The organism is Falsigemmobacter intermedius, assembly GCF_004054105.1.
Taxonomy (GTDB): Bacteria; Pseudomonadota; Alphaproteobacteria; order Rhodobacterales; family Rhodobacteraceae; genus Wagnerdoeblera; species Wagnerdoeblera intermedia.
In genome coordinates this window covers 125,202-142,863 of sequence record NZ_SBLC01000006.1, presented here as the reverse complement: position 1 = coordinate 142,863, position 17,662 = coordinate 125,202, and the positions used below count along the sequence as shown (strand labels likewise).

Sequence of the window (17,662 nt, the reverse complement as noted above, 5' to 3'; positions counted from 1 at the left end):
GGAGATCTGATTATTCGTCGTCGCCGGCAGCGCCGCCGAGATCGTCAAACAGGTTCTGGATTTCCAGATCTGCAGCAGCTTCCGCTTCTGCAGCCAGTTCCTGAACCGATTTGCCCGAAGCCTGGAGTTCAGCTTCTTCAGCCGAACGGGCCACGTTCACCGAGATACGTGCCGAGACTTCCGGGTGCAGAACAACGGTCATGCCATGCAGACCGAGGGTCTTGATCGGAGCGTCCAGAACGATCTGGCCGCGTGCAACGGTGAAGCCTTCAGCGGTAGCCGCTTCAGCTGCGTCACGTGCGGTGACCGAACCGTAGAGCGAACCTGCGTCCGAAGCGGTACGTATGACCACGAAGACCTGACCGTCGAGCTTTTCAGCAACAGCGGCTGCTTCTGCTTTGGTCTCGAGGTTCTGGGCTTCGAGCTGCGCTTTGCGGGCTTCGAAGGATTTGATGTTCGCTTCCGACGCACGGAGGGCTTTGCCCTGCGGCAGCAGGAAGTTACGTGCGTAACCCTGCTTTACGTTGACGACATCGCCCATCTGGCCGAGTTTTGCGACGCGCTCAAGAAGGATAACTTGCATCGAAGTGTCTCCTTATTTCACAGCGTAGGGCAGCAGAGCAACGAAACGGGCGCGCTTGATAGCACGTGCCAGTTCGCGTTGTTTCTTTGCCGAAACAGCGGTGATGCGGGCCGGAACGATCTTGCCGCGCTCAGAGATGTAGCGCTGCAGGAGTTTCACGTCTTTGTAGTCGATCGCCGGAGCGTTCTCACCGGAGAACGGGCAGACTTTACGACGGCGGAAGAAGGGTTTGCTAGCCATTGGTCAGTGCTCCCCTATCAACGACGCTCGCGACGGTCGAAACCGCCACGGTCACCACGGTCGCCGCGCGGTGCGCCATCACGGTCGCCACGCTCGTCGCGTTTTTGCATTTGAACGGACGGGCCGTCTTCGTGCTTTTCAACTTTGATCGACAGAACGCGCATCATGTCGTCGTGAAGACGGGCCAGACGCTCCATCTCCTGAACAGCCGCTGCCGGAGCATCGGTGCGCAGGAAGGCGTAGTGGCCTTTGCGGTTTTTGTTGATCTTATAGGCCATCGTTTTGACGCCCCAGTATTCCGAAGCAACGACTTTGCCGCCGTTGTCCGAGATTACTGCGGTGAAATGCTCGATGAGGCCTTCGGCCTGCGCGGTGGAAAGATCCTGACGCGCAATGAGGACATGCTCGTAAAGCGGCATGTAAACTCCGATGTCAGAGCGCATTTCGTAGGACGGAGACTAACCTTCCGCACCCCGTCCATGAGGGTATGCGCCGGTGAAAAACAGACGCGGAAGGATGGGGCTTTATACACGGGCAGATCGCGGATGCAAGGGAAGATACGGGTTTGCCGTTGCGGGAGGCTGAGACACATCAATGTGTTCAACTGCGCACGTTAACTGTTCGTCAGATCGGAATTGGCATTATAAACGAGCCGGTACATGAACGTCCGGTATCGGGTTTGTCCCGACCCTCAGGAGTAAGCTATGATCCGTCTGACCCCTTTCGCACTGGCCGCTTCGCTGATGGCAGCTCCCGCTTTTGCAGCGCCGGTGGACTATGTATTTGATGCAAGCCACACCCAGATTCTCTATTCTTACAACCACATGGGCTTCTCGAACACCTATGGGATGTTCGGTGGCTTTGAAGGCAAAATCAGCTTCGACGCTGAAAACCCGGCCGCTTCGAAAGTTGAGACTGAATTTGCCATCACCTCGCTGGCAACCGGCTGGCCGGAGCGTGACAAGCACTTCCTGACCGCAGATTTCTTCAATGCTGAAGCAAATCCGGTGGCGAAATTTGTCTCCACTTCGATCGAAGTGACCGGCGAGAAGACCGCTAAGATCACCGGTGATCTGACCCTGAACGGCGTAACCAAACCGGTCGTTCTGGACACCGTGATGAACCAGTCGGCCGATCACCCGATGATGAAAAAGCCCGCTCTCGGCTTCTCGGCGACCGCAAGCTTCCTGCGCTCGGACTTCAACCTCGGCGCTTTTGCTCCGGTTGTGGGCGATGAAGTGAAAATCCTGATCGAGATCGAAGCCCTGAAGGCTGAGTGATTTCCCGGCCCTGCCCGGAAAAATCTGTCCAGAGAAAGCCGCCGGTCATCCGGCGGCTTTTTTCATGTCCTGGAGTCAGCCCTGACTGCGGGGATTGCACAAAGGCCCCGCCGCATCTTAGGATTGCATTGCGGGCGCGTCTGCCCGCCTCTTCAGCGGGTTACAGGCGTGGCAAAGCTTCCTTCCGATAAAAAGCCTAAGGGCCGCCGCGCCGGTCTGAAGCAGCTCGAAAAGCTTGAGCCGCATGTTTACGGCACCGACTGGCGCAAAAAGCAGGAATATACCCAATGGCGCTTTCGCTGGAACCTGCCGCTCTTTGGCGGACGGCTGCCGTCGCCGGCCTGGTTTGCAGCGCGGCTCTGTGAAATTTATCGGTTTTTCGTACCGCGGCTTCTTTTCGTCATCGTGGCGGTGATCGGCTGGTTTCTCTGGACCGGGCGGCCGGTGCCTCTCTGGCTCTGGATTTCGCTCGCGCCTGTGATCTTTGAACTGCCAGGGCTGGTCCGCGGTCTCGTTGAGTACTGGAAGGACATCACCAAACCTACGTTGGAACTTATCCTTCAGGTCCTCGCGACTCCGATTTATCTCTTTATCATGCTGATCACCTGGCTGCGGATGAAGTGACGCCCGCCACAGACGGACGCCCTGCCCTTTTTGCTGCGATATGACCCTGAGATGACCCGAAAAAAACACAGCATTTCCCGGGGTAGGGCCATGACGGCGCAGCGTCTGCTGGGGCCGCAGAAAACAGGTCCGTTTCAGGGGTTGCGCAGCCTTGCCGGACAGACGCTGCTGAAACTGCGCCTTGGTGTGCCGATTTTCCCGCGTGAGCTGAGGGAACACCGCGCCGTTCTGGCCGTTGGACGGTTTTCAGACGCTCTCACGGCTTTTTTGCGCGGGGCGGCCATTTTGCTGTTTCTGCCCGGCCTCGTGATCACCAGCTGGATCTTTATGACCCGGCTCTTCGGCGGAGAAGAGGTCTCTCTCCTCCTGTGGATCCTCGGTCTTGGCGCGAGCGGACTGCTGCTGGCGATGCTGTTGGCCATCGCCCTGGCGGGCGCCATTTTCGGGGTCATCATCCTGCTGCACAGGATGGCCTGACGCCGCCCCCGAGGGGACGGCCACTTTGGGTCAGTCTTTCCAGGTGCGGTCGAGCAGCGACACCCAGTTGTCGCAGGTCAGCTTTTTCATCAGCGCTGCGTTATAGCCGTGCTTCTCCATCGCCCCAGTCAGCCGCGGCAGACCCGCCACGTCCTTGATCGGGTCCGGAATCCCCGCACCGTCAAAGTCTGAGCCCAGCCCCACATGATCTTCGCCGAGATGGGTGATCAGATGGTCGAGATGGCGCAGCATGACATCAAGACTGATGTCCCCGCCCTGCAGCCCGTCCTCGCGCAGGAAGACGGTGGCGAAGTTCAGACCGACCATGCCTCTGCTCTCGCGGATCACCGCGAGCTGCCGGTCGGTCAGGTTGCGTGTCGATTGCGTAACGGCCCAGGCGTTGGAATGGGTTGCCACCAGCGGCGCATCCGAGAGCCGGGCCACATCATCAAAGCCCTTCTCGTTAAGATGGCTCAGATCGATCATAATCCCAAGGCTATTGCACTCTTTGACAAGGCGCTTTCCGGCATCGGTCAGGCCCGGCCCGGTGTCAGGATTGCCGGGGTAAGCAAAGGGCACGCCATGGCCAAAGATCGTCGGTCGCGACCAGACCGGACCCAGGCTGCGCAGGCCAAGCGCGTGGAAGCAGTGCAGCGCATCGAGGCTTTCATCAATCGCCTCAGCCCCTTCCATGTGCATGATCCCGGCGATGACACCCGAGGCCAAGCAGTCTTTCAACTCTGTCCGGCTGCGCACCACCTTGAAACGGCCCTCAGAGGCCCGCTCCATCCACAGAAGATGCCCCGCCATGGAAAGCGCCAGCGGCTGCGCCGCCTGGGCGCCGATCAGATCCGGCAGCGGCAGGCTATAGGGCGGGTTGGCCATAACGGCATCAAAATCCGGCGAGTCATGAGGCACCGGCGAGGGGATATAGATCGCAAAGAAACCGGCGACGAAGCCACCTTCAATCATCCGCGGAAGATCCAGATGCCCGCGGCCCTCTCCGGTCAGCCAGATCTCAGCGCGCCGCCCCGGTGCCTGGGCCAGACGCAGCAGCAGATCATTGTGGCCATCAAAAACGTTCCAGACCATTCAAGAAGCTCCCACTCTCAGTCGCGGGCAGTCTGTCGGGATGACGGGCGGGCTTCAAGGGCGAAACGACGGCTTTAATGCGCCTTGCTGCCAAAGAGCGGCTTCAGAAGCTTTTCAACCACAGGTATAAGGAGCAGACCGAGCACCAGACCAATCACCCCGTCCAGCGCTGCCACGATGAGCCAGCGCAGAAAGCTGCCCGGGGCCGAATAGCCGGCGGCAAAGCTCTCGATCGCCTCATAGGGCAGATGCCAGCCGAGTTGGTGCAGGCTGTGCGTAATGATCGAGCCCCCCACCCAGAGCATCGCAAACGTGCCGATGATCGACAGCGCGGTCATCACAACCGGCATCCCCTTCACCAGCATCCGCCCGAAGCTGCGGGTTGCAGCCAGCCGCCCGTGGGCCGCGATATAGACGCCGGCATCATCCATCTTCACGATCAGCGCCACTGCACCGTAAACCACCGCCGTCACCGCTAAGGCCACGACCGCAAGCGCAATGATTTCCATCCAGACCGGGAATTCCGGGATCTGCGCCAGTGAGATGGTCATGATCTCAGCCGAGAGGATGAAATCGGTTTTAATCGCCCCGGCGACACGCTCTTCTTCAAGGCGTTCCGGATCTTTGGCCTCATGGGCGGCGGCGGCATCGGTCTGATGCGGCATCACCCAGTGAACGACCTTCTCTGCCCCTTCAAAGCAGAGATAGGCACCGCCCATCAGCAAAAGCACCGTAATCGCGATGGGAAAAAAGTAATTCAGCAGCATCAGCGCAGGCAGCAGGAAGACCAGCTTATTGCGGATCGATCCCAGAGCGATGCGCCAGATCATCGGCAGTTCCCGCGCCGCCGGAATGCCTGCGACATATTTCGGAGTTACCGCCGCATCGTCGATGATGATCCCCGCAGCCTTGCTGCCCGCCTTACCGGCCGCTGCCGCAATATCGTCCACGGAGGCCGCTGCCACTTTGGCAATCGCCGCCACATCATCAAGAAGCGCCAGTAATCCGCTCATCGCCGCCATCCGCCCTGCTGTGATCCCGAAAGATATAACCCGGCTGAACGGGTCGCGCTCCACCGGGTTGAAAAAGTTTTGCCGCTCCGCCGAAGCCTCAGCCTCAACTGCCGTTTTTACCAAGCGCCTTATCGATCGCAGGACGCACCACGCGCTCATATTCCTGGCGCGTGATGGGTCCGGCGTGACGCAGAAGGATGCGGCCCTCGCCGTCGATCAGATAGGTCTCCGGAACGCCATAGACGCCCCAGTTGATCGCCATACGGCCCGCCGCATCCGCGCCCATGGTGGTATAGGGGCTGCCAAGCTCTTTCAGGAAGCTCTGCGCCTGATGAGGCTGATCTTTGTAATTCACACCGTGAATTTTGATCCCCTCATTCGCCATCTCGATGAGGAAAGGATGCTCCACCCGGCAAGGCGCGCACCAGCTCGCCCAGAAGTTCACGAGCTTCAGCCCCGGCTCACGCAGAGCCTCCGGCGTCAGCAGCGGTGCCCCTTCCATCTGCGCCAGTTCAAACCCCGGCACTTCGCGGCCGATCAGCGCCGAAGGCAGCGCATCCGGGTTCTCGCGGTACATTCCGGCTGCGAAAACCCCCACCAGCACGCCAAAAACAGCGGGCGGCAGAAACATCAGCCACTTCTTAGCCATTGGTTCGTCCCTGTCGTTTCTCAATCGCCTCAAGGCGCTGGCGCACTTTACGGCCACGCAGCACGGTTGCAACCACCAGGGCGATCAGAAGTCCGAGACCCGAGCCATAAGAGGCCAGAACGGCGAAGGCGTATTTGCCAAGATCAGGCATCATACCAGACGCTCCCGTGCTTCGAGGGCGCGGATGCGCCGCATACGGATCTCAGTGCGCGTCCGCGTGAGCACCAGGGCCACAAAGAGCAGCACAAAACCGGCGATGCAGACCAGCAGCGGATACCAGAACACATCCGAGACGTTTTCTTTCTTATCAAGGCTGAGCGACGCGCCCTGGTGCAGACCCTGGTTCCAGAAATTCACCGCATAGCGCGACAGAACCGCAAAGACTGAGCCGACAAGGCACAAAATGCCCGTCAGATCTGCGGCGGTGTCCGGGTCCTCAATGGCCTGCCAGAAGGCGATATAGCCTATGTAGAACAGAAACAGGATCAGAAAAGCCGTCAGCCGCGGGTCCCATTCCCACCAGGTGCCCCACATCGGCTGGCCCCAGAAAGCCCCGGTCGCCAGAGCGATCAGCGTGAAAACCATCCCAGCAGGCGCAGCCGCCCGCGCGGCCAGGGCCGAAACATGGTGCCGCCGGATCAGCCAGATCAGCGAGGCGACCAGCATCATCACCCAGGCATTGATTGCCATCATCGCGGCGGGCACATGCAGATAGATGATCCGGACCGTCGAGCCCTGTTTGTAGTCGTCGGGGGTAAAGAAAAAGCCCCAGATCAGACCCACAGTCAGACTTATGCCCGCGAGCGCCCAGATCAGCGGCAGAACCTTCGCGGAAGTCTCCATAAACTTCCGGGGGTTCGCGTAATCCCAAAGTGACATTCCCCCTCCTTCCCGCCGCAGGCCGCGGCGTCTTATGGGTTGCCCTCCACCCCTCAGCGCAGGTTGATGCGCAAAGCGGCAGCGGCGGCGAAAGGCAAAAGTGCCACCGAACCCAGTGAAATCCCTGCCAGCAGCGCCAGCGGTGTCGAAACATCCATCCCCAGAGCACCGCGGCGGATCACCTCGGCACCGAAGATAAGTGTCGGCATGTAAAGTGGCAGAACCAGCAGCGAGAGCAACAGCCCTCCGCGTCGCAGCCCCACCGTCAGCGAGGCGCCAAAGGCCCCCAGCACCGACAAAGCCGGCGTGCCCAACAGCAAAGACAGCATCAGCCAGCCCTGGGCCGCATCGGGCAGATGCAGCAGAATGCCAAGAAGCGGCGAGATCAGCACCAGCGGCAGCCCCGTGGTGAGCCAGTGCACCAGCGCCTTGATGAAGACCACCGCCTCCAGTGGCAGCGGCGCCGTGGCCAGCAGGTCCAGCGAGCCGTCTTCATAGTCCAGCGCGAAAATACGGTCGAGCGACAGCAGACAGGCGAGCAGAGCGCCAACCCACAGAATTCCCGGAGCGGCCGGACCCAGAACCTCACGGTCCGGACCCACACCCAGCGGCACAAGTACACAGATAATCAGAAAAAAGCCGAGACCGAGGCCAAAGCCACCACCCGCGCGAACCGAGATGCGAAGATCACGGATCAGCAATGCGAGCATGAGCGCTCCCGTAAAGAAAGATCAGGTTTGAACCGGCACAGGATCACAGAAAAGCCTCGTCGAAAGCGCCGCCCATGCCACCCTCAGAGGGTGGACGGGCCCGAAAGGGGCTAAGATCCAGCACTGTCGCTGTCTCAAGCCCCAGGTCGATATGTGTCGCTAACACAGCCGCACCGCCGCTGGCGAGGTGACGCTTTACCATTGCGGCAAAAAGCCCCACTGACGCCGCGTCGAGCGAAACCGTGGGCTCATCCAGCAGCCAGACCGCCCGCCCCGTCACCGCAAGCCGCGCCAGACCCAGGCGGCGCTTTTGCCCCGCAGACAGGTTCTGCGCCGGCCGATCGGTGAGCTTTTCGAGATCCATCGCGCTGAGCGCTGCCGCGATCGCCTCCTCTCCCTGCCCGAAAACAGAGGCCCAGAACCGCAGGTTCTCCAGCACGCTCAGCGTGGGCTTCACCCCGTCTGCATGGCTTGCATAGGCCAGGGTCTCGGGATCGGCGTCGATCTCTCCGGCCATGGCGGGCTGCAATCCGGCGATGGTGCGCAGAAGCGTGGTTTTGCCAAGACCGTTCGGTCCGCGCAGCACAAGCGCCTCTCCGGCGCCCAGCGTCAGGCTGACGCCTTCGAGCACCGCAATGCCGCCGCGGGCCACCGTGAAATTGCGAAGGCTGAGCATCCGCGCCTCAGACCGGCAAAAGCGCAGCCGCGATCCGGCGGCCTTCCGAGAGGCAGACGTTATAAGCCCGCGCCGCCGCAGAGGTGCTCATCGGCTCAAGACCGATACCTGCAGCCTCAAGGGCTTCACGCAGGGCTTTGGGGGGATGGGCCACATCGGCGCCGGCACCGTAGAAAATCACATCGACGCTGCCGTGCAGCGCCAGAAGCTCTGCCGGATCGGCGCTGCCGCTCCAGGGCTTCGTGCCCTCCGGGGTGACGAGAACCGCGCCCTGAAATACCTCACCGCCGACGCGGAAGAAGCCCGGACCATAGCCGTCGATGGGTTTCAGCGCCCCGAACTGCACTTCCGTGAGTTTCATCCGCCCGCCTTTTCAGTAAACCACAGCATCCAATCGGCTCCGGTGACGCCTGCACAGCCGCAGATCGCCTCAGCCCTGCCAGATTGGCAGCCCATAAAGCGCTGACGCTCCGATCACAAGCCACGATCCCACTTTATAGATCTTAACGCGTTCGGGCCGGAACAAAAATGAGCCAATCGCATTCCCAAGCCCGAAGGGGACGAGCAGGATGACTGCAAGGGCCACAAGCCCTGACCCGATCTGCCCCGTGAGGCCAAGCGAAATGCCCAGCAGCAGATCCACGCTGACCATGAAAATCGTCATCGTAGCCCGCATCACCTGAACCGGAAGCTGGCTGGAGAGATAAAACAGGATCACCGGCGGCCCCGGCAGTGCGGTCGCCCCGCCAAAGATACCGGCCAGAAAGCCCACGCCCATGGTCTCGGGAATGCCCCGCCGCCCGCGCCACTGCCAGCCGCAGATGAGGGCCGCAACGGTGCTCAGAGCCAGAAGGCTCACGCCCCAGCGAAAGACCAGCGGCTCGATCCAGAACAACAGCCACAGCCCGGCCAGCACTCCGGGGATCAGCGCGATTCCCAGCCATTTCAGATCCTGCCAGCGTGCAAGCCGCACAGCCCCCGGAATATTGGCGAGCGAGCCGATCAGATCCATGACCACCACCACTGCCACCGCCTGAGCAGGGGGCAGCACGGCTCCCGCGAAAGGCATAAAAACAAGGCCCGAGCCGAAGCCCGCAAAGCCCCGCGTCAGCCCGGCCATAAAGGCCGCCGCAATCAGCCAGGACAGACCCGGCGTCTCAGCGGCAAGCGCCAGATCAGAAAGGAAAATATCAAACATGGACCCGTCCCGTCGCCGCTGTCGCTCAAATCGATGAAGCGGGTGCGGCGGAAATGCAAGAGCGGCCGGACGGGGATATAAAAAAGCGCAGCGGCTGTGACCGCTGCGCCGGAGAGTTCACGCGCCAGGCGGATCAGGCCGCAGCCGCCTCAGTGCGGTTGATCACCTGAGCGATGGTCGCTTTGAGAACGCGGACTTTCACGCCTTCTGCGATTTCGACTTCGATCTCGCCGTCTTCTTTGACGCGGGTCACTTTGCCGATGATGCCGCCCTGGGTCAGAACGCTGTCGCCTTTGCGCAGCGCTTCAACCATAGCGCGGTGCTCTTTCATCTTCTTCTGCTGCGGACGGATCAGCAGGAAATACATGATCCCGAAGATCAGGATCAGCGGCAGGAAGCTGGTCACGGCGCTGGCTGCACCACCACCGGCGGCCTGAGCGAATGCGGGAGTTGCGAACATCTGTTCGGTCCTTTCTGCGGGCTGTGCGGCACCGCCTGAGGCGGGCCGCAGGCCCGATCGTAAATCTTACTCCGCCACAGCAGGACTGCAGCCGGAAAGCGTGCGAAACCCTAGCCGCAGAGCTAGGCGATGACAAGAAGCGCGCGCAGGGACTTAGCCCTTCTTCATCAGCGCGGAGAGGGCCAGACGATGGCTCTCCGGCAGCGGCTCGGGGCGGCGGGAAATCCGCCCTGCGCGGACATTGGTGAAGCTCAGATCCGCAAAGGCACTGTCATCGTCATTGCGGAAAAGTCCGATCTGCCAGCGCACGGAGGAGCCGCCGATGTGATCCACCCGCAGACCTGCCGTAACGCGGTCGGGAAATCCGGCCTCTGCGTGAAAGCGACAGCCGGTCTCGACCACCATATTCAGATGCTCTGAATGGTGCAGATCCAGCAGCCCTGCCCGCAAAAGCCATTGATTGACCGCCGTATCCGTCAGCCGGTAATGCACGGTATTGTTGAGATGGCCGTAGATGTCATTGTCATCCCAGCGAAGCGCCAGCGCCTCAAAAACCGGATAATCGGCCCGGCGTGAGGGGGGCAGACGGCTCATGCGCTGCGGCTCCAGCTTTGCCAGAGGTCTGCGCCGATCTGCTGCGAACGGCTCAGGTGAAAACGCGGCGCATCCGCGAGAGCACTCAGGCCGAGTTCGCCCAGGCCCGCGCGGCCATCCGCGCCCATCAGAAGACCGGCGCTGAATACCTCGAGCCGGTCCACCAGACCGGCCCGTATAAGCCCGGCAGCAAAGGCCCCGCCGCCTTCGCAAAAGACACGCGTCAGGCCCAGATCCCCCAGGGCGCGCATCAGCGCTGCGGGTGAAACGGCGCCATCTGATTGCTCTTTAATCTCAATCAGTTCTGCGCCGGAGTTCATCCAGTGGTCTCGCGCCTCCTGCGGGGCCTGCGGCCCGTGGATCAGCACGAACCGCCCCTGAGGGATCGATGCCTCCATCTGTCCGCCCCGCGGCAGATCGAGACGCCCCGACACCACAATCCGCACCGGCCGGTGGTCATATCCCGCAAGGCGAAGGGTCAGTTCAGGATCATCCGCCCGGGCGGTTCCGGCGCCGATCATCACCGCATCATGTTCCGCCCGCATCAGATGCACCCGCGCCCGCGCCTCAGGCCCGGTGATCCAGCGGCTTTCACCGCTTACGGTGGCAATACGCCCGTCGAGCGTCAGAGCCAGCTTCAGCCGAAGCATGGGCCGCCCAAGGGTGATCCGCGAGAGAAAGCCTTCCTGCAGCGCCGCCGCCTCTGCGGCCAGCACTCCGGTCGTCACAGAAATCCCGGCGCGGCGCAGAATGTCGTGTCCGCGCCCCGCCACCCGAGGATCCGGGTCCTGAAGGGCCGAGACGACCCGCGCCACGCCCGCCCGCACCAGGGCCTCTGCACAGGGGCCGGTTTTGCCGGTATGGGCACAGGGCTCGAGGGTGACATAGGCGGTCGCGCCGCGGGCGGCCTCGCCCGCCTGGGCCAGAGCCTGGGGTTCGGCATGAGGCCGACCGCCCGGCGCCGTGGTGCCGCGCCCCAGAACACGTCCGTCTTTAACGATGACGCAGCCCACGGCGGGGTTCGGCCAGGTCCGCCCCAGCCCCCGCCGCGCCATGGCCAGCGCATGCGCCATATGGCGCAGATCTTCTTCAACGCTCACGGTTCTGCCCGCTCACTCGTCGTCGCGGGGCTTTGGCCGCAGTTCTGCCACGAAGCGATCAAAGTCATCTGCTGCCTGGAAGTTCTTGTAAACGCTGGCGAACCGCACATAAGCCACGGTGTCGATCCGCGCCAGCGTCTCCATGACGATCTCACCGATGATATGCGAGGCAATATCGGTATCGCCAAGGCTTTCGAGCCGCCGCACGATGCCGGAAATCAGCTGATCGATCCGCTCGGGCTCGATCGGACGCTTCTGCATCGCAATGCGGATAGAGCGCTCCAGCTTGGAGCGGTCAAAGTCTTCGCGGCGGCCGGAAGTTTTCACCACCACCAGATCGCGCAGCTGCACCCGCTCATAAGTGGTGAAACGCCCGCCACAGGCCGGACAAAAGCGGCGACGGCGGATCGAGACGTGGTCTTCTGCAGGACGCGAGTCTTTCACCTGCGTATCGATATGGCCGCAGAACGGGCAACGCATGAGGGGTCCTTGCTCTCTTTGTGTCAGATCACAGCACTGACACCCAGCTTAGCGCGGGCGGGCAGAACTGCTACAACCCGCCATACCATCCCCTGGATATTGTTTCCACCTGTTGCGTATCCGTCTCATTCCGCCAGAGATTGCAGAACTTTCAACCGCCCCGGCGCGATCCGCGCAGGCTCAAGCGCGGTGAAGACGTGCAATGTGTTCAGGACCGGATCCGGCACCGCATGATCACTGACCCGCGCCCCGAGCGCGAGATAGCCGCGCAGCAGCGCCGGAAGAACGACCTGCCCTTTCGGGGCGACGTCCGGCAGAGAGACGGCCCCCGCCAGCGTCTGCCCCGGCCGCCACTCTGCCGGGGCAAGCGCGCTTTGCGCCAGATGCGCCAGGGCCGGAAGGTGCGGCGCGGGATCACAGCCCTCAAAGGAGGCGCAGCCGAAGAGAACCGCAGCGCCACTCTCCTGTGCGGCGAGGGTCACACCACCCAGGAGCTGCGGCAGTGCGAAGAGATCGCGGCTCTCAGGGCAAAGGCACAGCCGCCCCACTTCGAGGCTGGCCGGGAAATGGTTAAAAAACCGCGTCAGGTCATAAAATTGCGCGGAATAGCCTGCCTGACCCGCCGCCCCCCGCCAGAGCGAGAGGCGCAGCGTCCCGATCAGCCGCTCCCCGCGCCAGAGCATCAGATGGCGTGCCTGCGCATCCCAGGGGTCCGCCCCCGCAGATCTGCCAAAAGCCCTCTCACGCAGCGCGGAAACCGCCGCCAGATCCTCGCCACTTTCGGCATAGCGCAGAAGAGCCCGCGGTGATGCCATTGATCTTTCCCCGAAAAACAATCAGCCCCCCTTTTCCCGAAGGCGGCGCGGGGCCATCTTAGGGGCCAGACCCCGTCAGGAACAAGAGAGGCCGGACATGGACAAAGTGGAACGAAGCGAAGCCGAATGGCGCGAAATGCTTTCCGATCTCGCCTATCACGTCACCCGCGAGCATGGCACCGAGCGCCCCTTCACCCACGACAACTTCCCGGATGTGCCGGGAACCTATCGCTGCGTGGGCTGCGATGCGCCGCTCTTTGATCATCTGCAGAAGTTTGAAGCCCATTGCGGCTGGCCTGCCTTCTCTGCGCCGATCGAAGAAGAGATGATCGGCCACACCCTGGATGAGCGCTTTAATATGCGCCGCACGGAGGTGCATTGCGCGCGGTGTGACTCGCACCTTGGGCATGTTTTCCCCGACGGCCCGCCGCCCACCGGTCTGCGCTATTGCATCAACGGCGTTGCCTTGCGCTTTGAGCCGGAGGAGGCCTGACAGCCCCCTCCAGTCACTTTAAGATCACCCGGTAACAGGCTGATTACAGAGTGTAACTCAGAGCACCGCCATCGAGCAGGATGTTCTGGCCAATCATGAAGCCCACGTGTTGCGAGCAGAGGAAAGCGCAGGTTGCGCCGAACTCTGCCGCAGTGCCATAGCGGCGTGCCGGGATCCCGGCAGTGCGGCGTTCACGGATCTCTTCGACCGACAGCCCCTCGGCCTTTGAGGCCGCGCCGTCCAGGTGAACGGCCCGGTCGGTGGCATGGATGCCCGGCAGAAGGTTGTTGATGACCACGCCTTTCGGGGCAACCTGACGCGCAGTTCCGGCTACAAATCCGGTCAGCCCGGTGCGTGCAGCATTCGACAGACCCAGGGTTGCGATCGGCGATTTCACCGATTGCGAGGTAATATTCACCACCCGCCCCCAGCCACGCTCCATCATCCCCGGCAGGAGCGCCTGCATGAGTGCAATCGGCGTCAGCATATTGGCGTCAAGTGCGCGGATGAAATCCTCCCGCGACCAGTCGCTCCACATACCGGGGGGCGGACCGCCCGCATTGGTCACAAGAATATCGATCTGCCCGGCCGCCGCCAGAACCGCTGCGCGGCCCTCTTCGGTTGTGATATCGGCGGCAACGGCGGTCACCTCAACGCCAAACCGCGCGCGCAGATCGGCTGCGGTCACCTCAAGCGCCTCAGCGCCGCGTGCGTTCAGAACGATGTCCACGCCCGCTTCCGCAAGGGCTTCGGCGCAGCCGCGCCCCAGACCCTTCGAACCCGCGCAGACCAGTGCCCGCTTCCCCCTGATGCCCAAATCCATATTTGCTCCCTTCAGACTGCAACGCACGGCCCGTCTCATGCGTTTGTCACCACTGTGCCGCATTTCCGCCGCCAGAGTGAACGCATTCTCCACTATCCTGCGGAGATAATTTACCCTCACCGCGCCGTGACGGAGACTGACGTGACGTTGAACGCCGATCTGAACGCCTCTCTGACCGATGCTGCGCATATTGTGCATGTCTTTGCGGCAGATGATCTTTTTGTCTCAGCCGGAGCCAACCACGGCGATGGCCTCGGGGAGCGAGAGACGCTGTGCGCGGGCGATATTTATGAGCTTGATTCGTCCGCCAGGCTGCTGCCCCTTGCACTCGCGCGTCCCGGGGTCAGCCGCACGGCGGCGCGGGGGCAAAAGATCGCGGCAGGCTCTCCCATCGGCGCGCCGGGGGATCCGGTGGTGCTCTCGGGGCGGTTGGTCTTTATGGCGCCCGACGGCCAGAAGGCGGATCTGCTGCTCATACGCTGCCACAGCGGCGGGCTGAGCGGTCCGGCTGCGCTTTATGTGCTGCCGCTCTCCCCCCTTGTGCCGCGCACGGAATATATGCTGCTGACGGCTGAGCCCGCGCCGCAGGATCTGCGGCTGGCTGATCTGTTGTGCCTCTCATTCCACCGCGGCACCCGCGTGATGCGGGCGGACGGAACCTCTGTGCCGGTTGAAACGCTGCGCCCCGGCGAGCGGCTTTTGACCCGGGATCACGGCGCCCAGGTGCTGCGCTGGATCGGCACCACCACGCTGCGGGCGCGGGGCAGTTTTGCGCCGGTGGTTGTGCCTGCAGGCACCCTTGGCAATGAGGGCGAACTGGTCGTCGGTCCGCACCAGCGGCTGTTTCTTTATCAGCGCGACCGGCTGCCCGGACAACGGAAGTCAGAGCTTCTGGTCCAGGCCCGCCATCTGGTTGATGATGAAAAAGTCTATGTGCGCGAAGGGGGTTACGCGGAATACTTCAGCCTGGTTTTTGACCGGCATGAGATCATCTATGCCGAAGGGATCCCGGTTGAAAGCCTGATGGTCAATGACGCGACCCTTGCCGCCATGCCCGCGCCCCTGCGGGCGGAGGTGGAATCCCACCTTCCCGGCCTCGTCCAGGAGCCGCATTTTGGCGAAACGGCGGGCGAAGCGCTGATCCCCGCCCTGCAAAGCCGGTTGCGCCCGGCTCAGAGGCCGAGGCTGCGGGTGATCAGATCAAGGGCGTGATTGCAGGCCGCAGCCCGCACCCTGTCCCGCCCCAAAGCGCCGAACTCGACCGTCTCGGTATGCAGTCCGCGCTGATCGGCCAGGCCGAAGCAGACCCGGCCTTCCGGTTTGAACTCTGATCCGCCCGGCCCGGCAATCCCGGTCACGGAGACCGCGATCCTGGCCCCGGCACGCGCCCTTGCCCCGGCCGCCATCTCCAGCGCGACTTCCTCTGAGACCGCGCCATAGCGTGTCAGGGTCTCAGGACTGACGCCCAGAAGCTCGGTCTTTGCCGCATTGGAATAGGTGACAAAGCCCCGCTCAAAGACATCAGAGGCACCGGGAACCGATGTCAGGGCAGCGGACACCATGCCCCCGGTGCAGCTTTCGGCGGTGGTCAGATGCGCACCCTGATCGCGGGCGGCTTCGATCAAAGCGGCAAGGCGGATGTCATCCATGAAGGACCGGCTCCAGCACAGCGTGATAAAGGCCCGCAAGGATGACCGATGCGATCCCGGCGAACAAGCCCGCCCAGAGATCATCGAGCATGACCCCCGCCGCATCACCGCGCCGGTCGGCCCGCCCCACAAGCCAGGGCTTGGTGATGTCAAAAAGCCGGAAGAGCACGAAGGGCACCACAAAGGCCGGCCAGGCCTCCAGCATTGACACCCCATGACGCCAGAGCGGCAGGGCCGTAAAGCACATCGCCAGCCACTGGCCCGCAACCTCATCGATCACGATCTCAGAAGGATCTTTGTCGGCCTGGCCCGCCACGGCCCGTGGCACGGCCCAGAAGCCCAGCAAAGTCACAAGTCCCACGCCCAGCGGCAGCAGCAGCGGGTGCAGCCCCTCAACGATCAGCACCCCAAGCACCAGGGCTGCAAGCGAGCCCCAGGTGCCAGGTGCCGGGCGGATCAGCCCGGTATAGCCGAAGGTGGTGATAAAGCGGATCATGCCCGCACCAGAAGGGCCGTCGCCTGAGAGGCGATGCCCTCTTCGCGGCCCGTAAAGCCCAGCTTTTCGGTGGTGGTGGCTTTGACGCTGATCTGCGCCACATCCACACCCATGATCTCCGCCAGCGCCTGGCGCATGGCCAGCTGATGCGGGCCGATCTTCGGGCGCTCACACATCAAAGTCACATCGCAGTTCGCCAGCTTATAGCCGCGTGCTGCCACCCGCTCCATGGCGTGGCGCAGGAAGATATGGCTTTCAGCCCCCTTCCACTGCGGATCTGACGGCGGGAAATGGGTGCCGATATCGCCCTCCGCCAGGGCACCATAGATGGCATCGGTCAGCGCATGCATGCCCACATCCGCGTCCGAATGCCCCAGCAGCGCCTTGTCATGCGGCAGTTTCACCCCGCAGAGCCAGACGTGATCCCCTTCGGTGAAGGCATGCACGTCAAAGCCGTTGCCCATGCGGATATCCATATCGCGTCCTTTCAGAATGCGCCCTGCCCGGTCGAAATCTTCGGGCCAGGTCAGCTTCAGATTATCTTCATCCCCATCCACGATCGCAATGGCAAGACCTGCATCCCGGGCCACCTGCACATCATCGGTCGCACCGCCCGGATGGGCGGCATGGGCGGCAGAGATTGCGCGATAGTGAAAGGCCTGGGGGGTCTGCGCGCGGTAAAGGCCCTCGCGGCTCTGCGTTCCGCTGACCAGGCCGCCGTCCCCGCGCCAGAGGCTGTCGGTCACCGCAAGCGCCGGGGCCGCTCCGGCGTGGCTTTGCAAAGCCTGCCGCAGCCTTGCGATCATCCCGGCACCGGGGAAAGGTCGTGCACCGTCATGGATATAGACATGCTCGGGAGCCTCTGCCTCCAGCGCTTTCAGACCGGCCTGAACCGAATCGGCGCGGTCAGGTCCGGTGGTGGCCACCAGGGTGCAGCCGCCGGGAATATCGCTGCGGTTCAGATCTTCGGGGTGCAGCACCAGCACGATCCTGGTCAGACCTGCTGCTCTCAGAGCGTCGACCGCATGGGCCAGGACCGGACGTCCCGCCAGAGCGCGCCATTGCTTTGGCACACCGCCGCCCATGCGGCTGCCCCGTCCGGCTGCGACAATAATGGCGGCCTCACGCATCCTCGCGCTCCTGTCCTGCGGCTTTGCGCCTGTGCTATGCTCTCGCTCGCGCCCTGTCCACCTCAGGCGGCTGGCAGAGCGCAGCCGAATTTTCGCGCGTCGCTCATTTTTCGTGCATTTGCCCGCTTTTTGCGCCAAATCTGCAGGCACTTGCCTGTAAAGCATGAAAAATCCCCCCGCTCCGCATGGACGACCCGGTCG

General features: G+C 62.6%; 26 protein-coding genes. 5 read left to right on the top strand and 21 right to left on the bottom strand.

What is annotated here, in order from left to right; all coding sequences use genetic code 11:
* Positions 1-10 precede the first annotated feature (10 nt).
* The 3 genes from rplI to rpsF are packed head-to-tail and all read right to left on the bottom strand — an operon-like array spanning position 11 to position 1,242.
* Complete coding sequence (gene rplI / locus EP867_RS06070; protein ID WP_128487305.1) at positions 11-583, bottom strand: 50S ribosomal protein L9; 573 nt, start codon at positions 581-583, stop codon at positions 11-13.
* Between the two features lie 12 nt (positions 584-595).
* A complete protein-coding gene (rpsR, locus tag EP867_RS06065; RefSeq protein WP_124964431.1) occupies positions 596-823 on the bottom strand; it encodes a 30S ribosomal protein S18 in 228 nt (75 codons plus the stop codon).
* A gap of 17 nt (positions 824-840) precedes the next feature.
* Positions 841-1,242, bottom strand: coding sequence for a 30S ribosomal protein S6 (gene rpsF, locus EP867_RS06060; protein WP_128487304.1), 402 nt, complete (start codon positions 1,240-1,242; stop codon positions 841-843).
* Between the two features lie 285 nt (positions 1,243-1,527).
* On the opposite strand from rpsF, the gene EP867_RS06055 reads away from it, so the two are divergent.
* The 3 genes from EP867_RS06055 (at position 1,528) to EP867_RS06045 (ending at position 3,204) form a co-directional block, all read left to right on the top strand.
* A complete protein-coding gene (locus EP867_RS06055) occupies positions 1,528-2,103 on the top strand; it encodes a YceI family protein (protein WP_128487303.1) in 576 nt (191 codons plus the stop codon).
* A 168-nt stretch (positions 2,104-2,271) separates the two neighbouring features.
* Positions 2,272-2,727: a hypothetical protein gene (locus EP867_RS06050; RefSeq protein ID WP_128487302.1), complete on the top strand. Its 456-nt coding sequence runs from the start codon at positions 2,272-2,274 to the stop codon at positions 2,725-2,727.
* 90 nt (positions 2,728-2,817) lie between these two features.
* Positions 2,818-3,204, top strand: a complete 387-nt coding sequence (locus EP867_RS06045) for a hypothetical protein (RefSeq protein WP_128487301.1) — start codon at positions 2,818-2,820, stop codon at positions 3,202-3,204.
* A 30-nt stretch (positions 3,205-3,234) separates the two neighbouring features.
* Here EP867_RS06045 and EP867_RS06040 read toward each other — a convergent pair whose 3' ends face one another.
* The 14 genes from EP867_RS06040 to EP867_RS05975 all read right to left on the bottom strand — a co-directional run bounded on the left by EP867_RS06040 (position 3,235) and on the right by EP867_RS05975 (position 12,870).
* Positions 3,235-4,296 carry a dipeptidase gene (locus EP867_RS06040; protein WP_128487300.1) on the bottom strand — a complete coding sequence of 354 codons (1,062 nt, stop codon included), beginning with the start codon at positions 4,294-4,296 and terminating at the stop codon, positions 3,235-3,237.
* Between the two features lie 74 nt (positions 4,297-4,370).
* Positions 4,371-5,309, bottom strand: a complete 939-nt coding sequence (locus EP867_RS06035) for a DUF808 domain-containing protein (RefSeq protein ID WP_128487299.1) — start codon at positions 5,307-5,309, stop codon at positions 4,371-4,373.
* Between the two features lie 103 nt (positions 5,310-5,412).
* A complete protein-coding gene (locus tag EP867_RS06030; RefSeq protein ID WP_128487298.1) occupies positions 5,413-5,958 on the bottom strand; it encodes a DsbE family thiol:disulfide interchange protein in 546 nt (181 codons plus the stop codon).
* The gene (ccmD, locus tag EP867_RS06025) at positions 5,951-6,112 is read right to left on the bottom strand and encodes a heme exporter protein CcmD (RefSeq protein WP_174722306.1); all 162 of its coding nucleotides are present in this window, start codon (positions 6,110-6,112) and stop codon (positions 5,951-5,953) included. Before ccmD ends, EP867_RS06030 begins: the two co-directional genes overlap by 8 nt.
* Positions 6,109-6,837, bottom strand: coding sequence for a heme ABC transporter permease (locus tag EP867_RS06020; RefSeq protein WP_128487297.1), 729 nt, complete (start codon positions 6,835-6,837; stop codon positions 6,109-6,111). Before EP867_RS06020 ends, ccmD begins: the two co-directional genes overlap by 4 nt.
* Positions 6,838-6,890: 53 nt before the next feature.
* Positions 6,891-7,547, bottom strand: a complete 657-nt coding sequence (ccmB, locus tag EP867_RS06015) for a heme exporter protein CcmB (RefSeq protein WP_128487296.1) — start codon at positions 7,545-7,547, stop codon at positions 6,891-6,893.
* 43 nt (positions 7,548-7,590) lie between these two features.
* Positions 7,591-8,223 (bottom strand): heme ABC exporter ATP-binding protein CcmA, encoded by a 633-nt coding sequence (gene ccmA, locus EP867_RS06010; protein WP_128487295.1) that lies wholly within the window; start codon positions 8,221-8,223, stop codon positions 7,591-7,593.
* Between the two features lie 7 nt (positions 8,224-8,230).
* The gene (locus EP867_RS06005) at positions 8,231-8,584 is read right to left on the bottom strand and encodes an Mth938-like domain-containing protein (protein WP_128487294.1); all 354 of its coding nucleotides are present in this window, start codon (positions 8,582-8,584) and stop codon (positions 8,231-8,233) included.
* A gap of 69 nt (positions 8,585-8,653) precedes the next feature.
* Complete coding sequence (locus EP867_RS06000; protein ID WP_128487293.1) at positions 8,654-9,421, bottom strand: sulfite exporter TauE/SafE family protein; 768 nt, start codon at positions 9,419-9,421, stop codon at positions 8,654-8,656.
* A gap of 133 nt (positions 9,422-9,554) precedes the next feature.
* A complete protein-coding gene (gene yajC / locus EP867_RS05995; RefSeq protein ID WP_128487292.1) occupies positions 9,555-9,881 on the bottom strand; it encodes a preprotein translocase subunit YajC in 327 nt (108 codons plus the stop codon).
* A 153-nt stretch (positions 9,882-10,034) separates the two neighbouring features.
* Complete coding sequence (locus tag EP867_RS05990) at positions 10,035-10,475, bottom strand: acyl-CoA thioesterase (protein WP_128487291.1); 441 nt, start codon at positions 10,473-10,475, stop codon at positions 10,035-10,037.
* Entirely contained in the window at positions 10,472-11,575 is a 1,104-nt protein-coding gene (gene ribD, locus EP867_RS05985; RefSeq protein ID WP_241656832.1) for a bifunctional diaminohydroxyphosphoribosylaminopyrimidine deaminase/5-amino-6-(5-phosphoribosylamino)uracil reductase RibD, read from the bottom strand. Before ribD ends, EP867_RS05990 begins: the two co-directional genes overlap by 4 nt.
* Positions 11,576-11,587: 12 nt before the next feature.
* Positions 11,588-12,055: a transcriptional regulator NrdR gene (gene nrdR, locus EP867_RS05980; protein WP_128487290.1), complete on the bottom strand. Its 468-nt coding sequence runs from the start codon at positions 12,053-12,055 to the stop codon at positions 11,588-11,590.
* 125 nt (positions 12,056-12,180) lie between these two features.
* Positions 12,181-12,870: a GNAT family N-acetyltransferase gene (locus EP867_RS05975; protein ID WP_128487289.1), complete on the bottom strand. Its 690-nt coding sequence runs from the start codon at positions 12,868-12,870 to the stop codon at positions 12,181-12,183.
* A 97-nt stretch (positions 12,871-12,967) separates the two neighbouring features.
* Between EP867_RS05975 and msrB the strand changes: the two genes are divergently transcribed.
* A complete protein-coding gene (gene msrB, locus EP867_RS05970; protein ID WP_128487288.1) occupies positions 12,968-13,363 on the top strand; it encodes a peptide-methionine (R)-S-oxide reductase MsrB in 396 nt (131 codons plus the stop codon).
* A gap of 43 nt (positions 13,364-13,406) precedes the next feature.
* Here the strand turns inward: msrB and EP867_RS05965 are convergent, their stop codons facing one another.
* The gene (locus EP867_RS05965; RefSeq protein WP_128487287.1) at positions 13,407-14,186 is read right to left on the bottom strand and encodes an SDR family oxidoreductase; all 780 of its coding nucleotides are present in this window, start codon (positions 14,184-14,186) and stop codon (positions 13,407-13,409) included.
* 141 nt (positions 14,187-14,327) lie between these two features.
* On the opposite strand from EP867_RS05965, the gene EP867_RS05960 reads away from it, so the two are divergent.
* On the top strand, positions 14,328-15,398 hold the full coding sequence (locus EP867_RS05960) for a Hint domain-containing protein (protein ID WP_241656831.1): 1,071 nt from the start codon (positions 14,328-14,330) through the stop codon (positions 15,396-15,398).
* Here the strand turns inward: EP867_RS05960 and EP867_RS05955 are convergent.
* The 3 genes from EP867_RS05955 to EP867_RS05945 are packed head-to-tail and all read right to left on the bottom strand — an operon-like array spanning position 15,359 to position 17,461.
* Positions 15,359-15,826 carry a CinA family protein gene (locus tag EP867_RS05955; RefSeq protein WP_164888779.1) on the bottom strand — a complete coding sequence of 156 codons (468 nt, stop codon included), beginning with the start codon at positions 15,824-15,826 and terminating at the stop codon, positions 15,359-15,361. The genes EP867_RS05960 and EP867_RS05955 overlap by 40 nt on opposite strands.
* 1 nt (position 15,827) lies before the next feature.
* The gene (locus EP867_RS05950; RefSeq protein WP_128487285.1) at positions 15,828-16,331 is read right to left on the bottom strand and encodes a phosphatidylglycerophosphatase A family protein; all 504 of its coding nucleotides are present in this window, start codon (positions 16,329-16,331) and stop codon (positions 15,828-15,830) included.
* Positions 16,328-17,461: a bifunctional 2-C-methyl-D-erythritol 4-phosphate cytidylyltransferase/2-C-methyl-D-erythritol 2,4-cyclodiphosphate synthase gene (locus EP867_RS05945; RefSeq protein WP_128487284.1), complete on the bottom strand. Its 1,134-nt coding sequence runs from the start codon at positions 17,459-17,461 to the stop codon at positions 16,328-16,330. The genes EP867_RS05950 and EP867_RS05945 overlap by 4 nt, the downstream gene beginning before the upstream one ends.
* Positions 17,462-17,662: the final 201 nt, after the last annotated feature.

Coding starts and splice junctions, on each gene's coding strand:
- rplI (WP_128487305.1), bottom strand. CDS start 583: ATGCAAGTTATCCTTCTTGAGCGCGTCGCAAAACTCGGCCAGATGGGC.
- rpsR (WP_124964431.1), bottom strand. CDS start 823: ATGGCTAGCAAACCCTTCTTCCGCCGTCGTAAAGTCTGCCCGTTCTCC.
- rpsF (WP_128487304.1), bottom strand. CDS start 1,242: ATGCCGCTTTACGAGCATGTCCTCATTGCGCGTCAGGATCTTTCCACC.
- EP867_RS06055 (WP_128487303.1), top strand. CDS start 1,528: ATGATCCGTCTGACCCCTTTCGCACTGGCCGCTTCGCTGATGGCAGCT.
- EP867_RS06045 (WP_128487301.1), top strand. CDS start 2,818: ATGACGGCGCAGCGTCTGCTGGGGCCGCAGAAAACAGGTCCGTTTCAG.
- EP867_RS06040 (WP_128487300.1), bottom strand. CDS start 4,296: ATGGTCTGGAACGTTTTTGATGGCCACAATGATCTGCTGCTGCGTCTG.
- EP867_RS06035 (WP_128487299.1), bottom strand. CDS start 5,309: ATGAGCGGATTACTGGCGCTTCTTGATGATGTGGCGGCGATTGCCAAA.
- EP867_RS06030 (WP_128487298.1), bottom strand. CDS start 5,958: ATGGCTAAGAAGTGGCTGATGTTTCTGCCGCCCGCTGTTTTTGGCGTG.
- ccmD (WP_174722306.1), bottom strand. CDS start 6,112: ATGATGCCTGATCTTGGCAAATACGCCTTCGCCGTTCTGGCCTCTTAT.
- EP867_RS06020 (WP_128487297.1), bottom strand. CDS start 6,837: ATGTCACTTTGGGATTACGCGAACCCCCGGAAGTTTATGGAGACTTCC.
- ccmB (WP_128487296.1), bottom strand. CDS start 7,547: ATGCTCGCATTGCTGATCCGTGATCTTCGCATCTCGGTTCGCGCGGGT.
- ccmA (WP_128487295.1), bottom strand. CDS start 8,223: ATGCTCAGCCTTCGCAATTTCACGGTGGCCCGCGGCGGCATTGCGGTG.
- EP867_RS06005 (WP_128487294.1), bottom strand. CDS start 8,584: ATGAAACTCACGGAAGTGCAGTTCGGGGCGCTGAAACCCATCGACGGC.
- EP867_RS06000 (WP_128487293.1), bottom strand. CDS start 9,421: ATGTTTGATATTTTCCTTTCTGATCTGGCGCTTGCCGCTGAGACGCCG.
- yajC (WP_128487292.1), bottom strand. CDS start 9,881: ATGTTCGCAACTCCCGCATTCGCTCAGGCCGCCGGTGGTGGTGCAGCC.
- EP867_RS05990 (WP_128487291.1), bottom strand. CDS start 10,475: ATGAGCCGTCTGCCCCCCTCACGCCGGGCCGATTATCCGGTTTTTGAG.
- nrdR (WP_128487290.1), bottom strand. CDS start 12,055: ATGCGTTGCCCGTTCTGCGGCCATATCGATACGCAGGTGAAAGACTCG.
- EP867_RS05975 (WP_128487289.1), bottom strand. CDS start 12,870: ATGGCATCACCGCGGGCTCTTCTGCGCTATGCCGAAAGTGGCGAGGAT.
- msrB (WP_128487288.1), top strand. CDS start 12,968: ATGGACAAAGTGGAACGAAGCGAAGCCGAATGGCGCGAAATGCTTTCC.
- EP867_RS05965 (WP_128487287.1), bottom strand. CDS start 14,186: ATGGATTTGGGCATCAGGGGGAAGCGGGCACTGGTCTGCGCGGGTTCG.
- EP867_RS05950 (WP_128487285.1), bottom strand. CDS start 16,331: ATGATCCGCTTTATCACCACCTTCGGCTATACCGGGCTGATCCGCCCG.
- EP867_RS05945 (WP_128487284.1), bottom strand. CDS start 17,461: ATGCGTGAGGCCGCCATTATTGTCGCAGCCGGACGGGGCAGCCGCATG.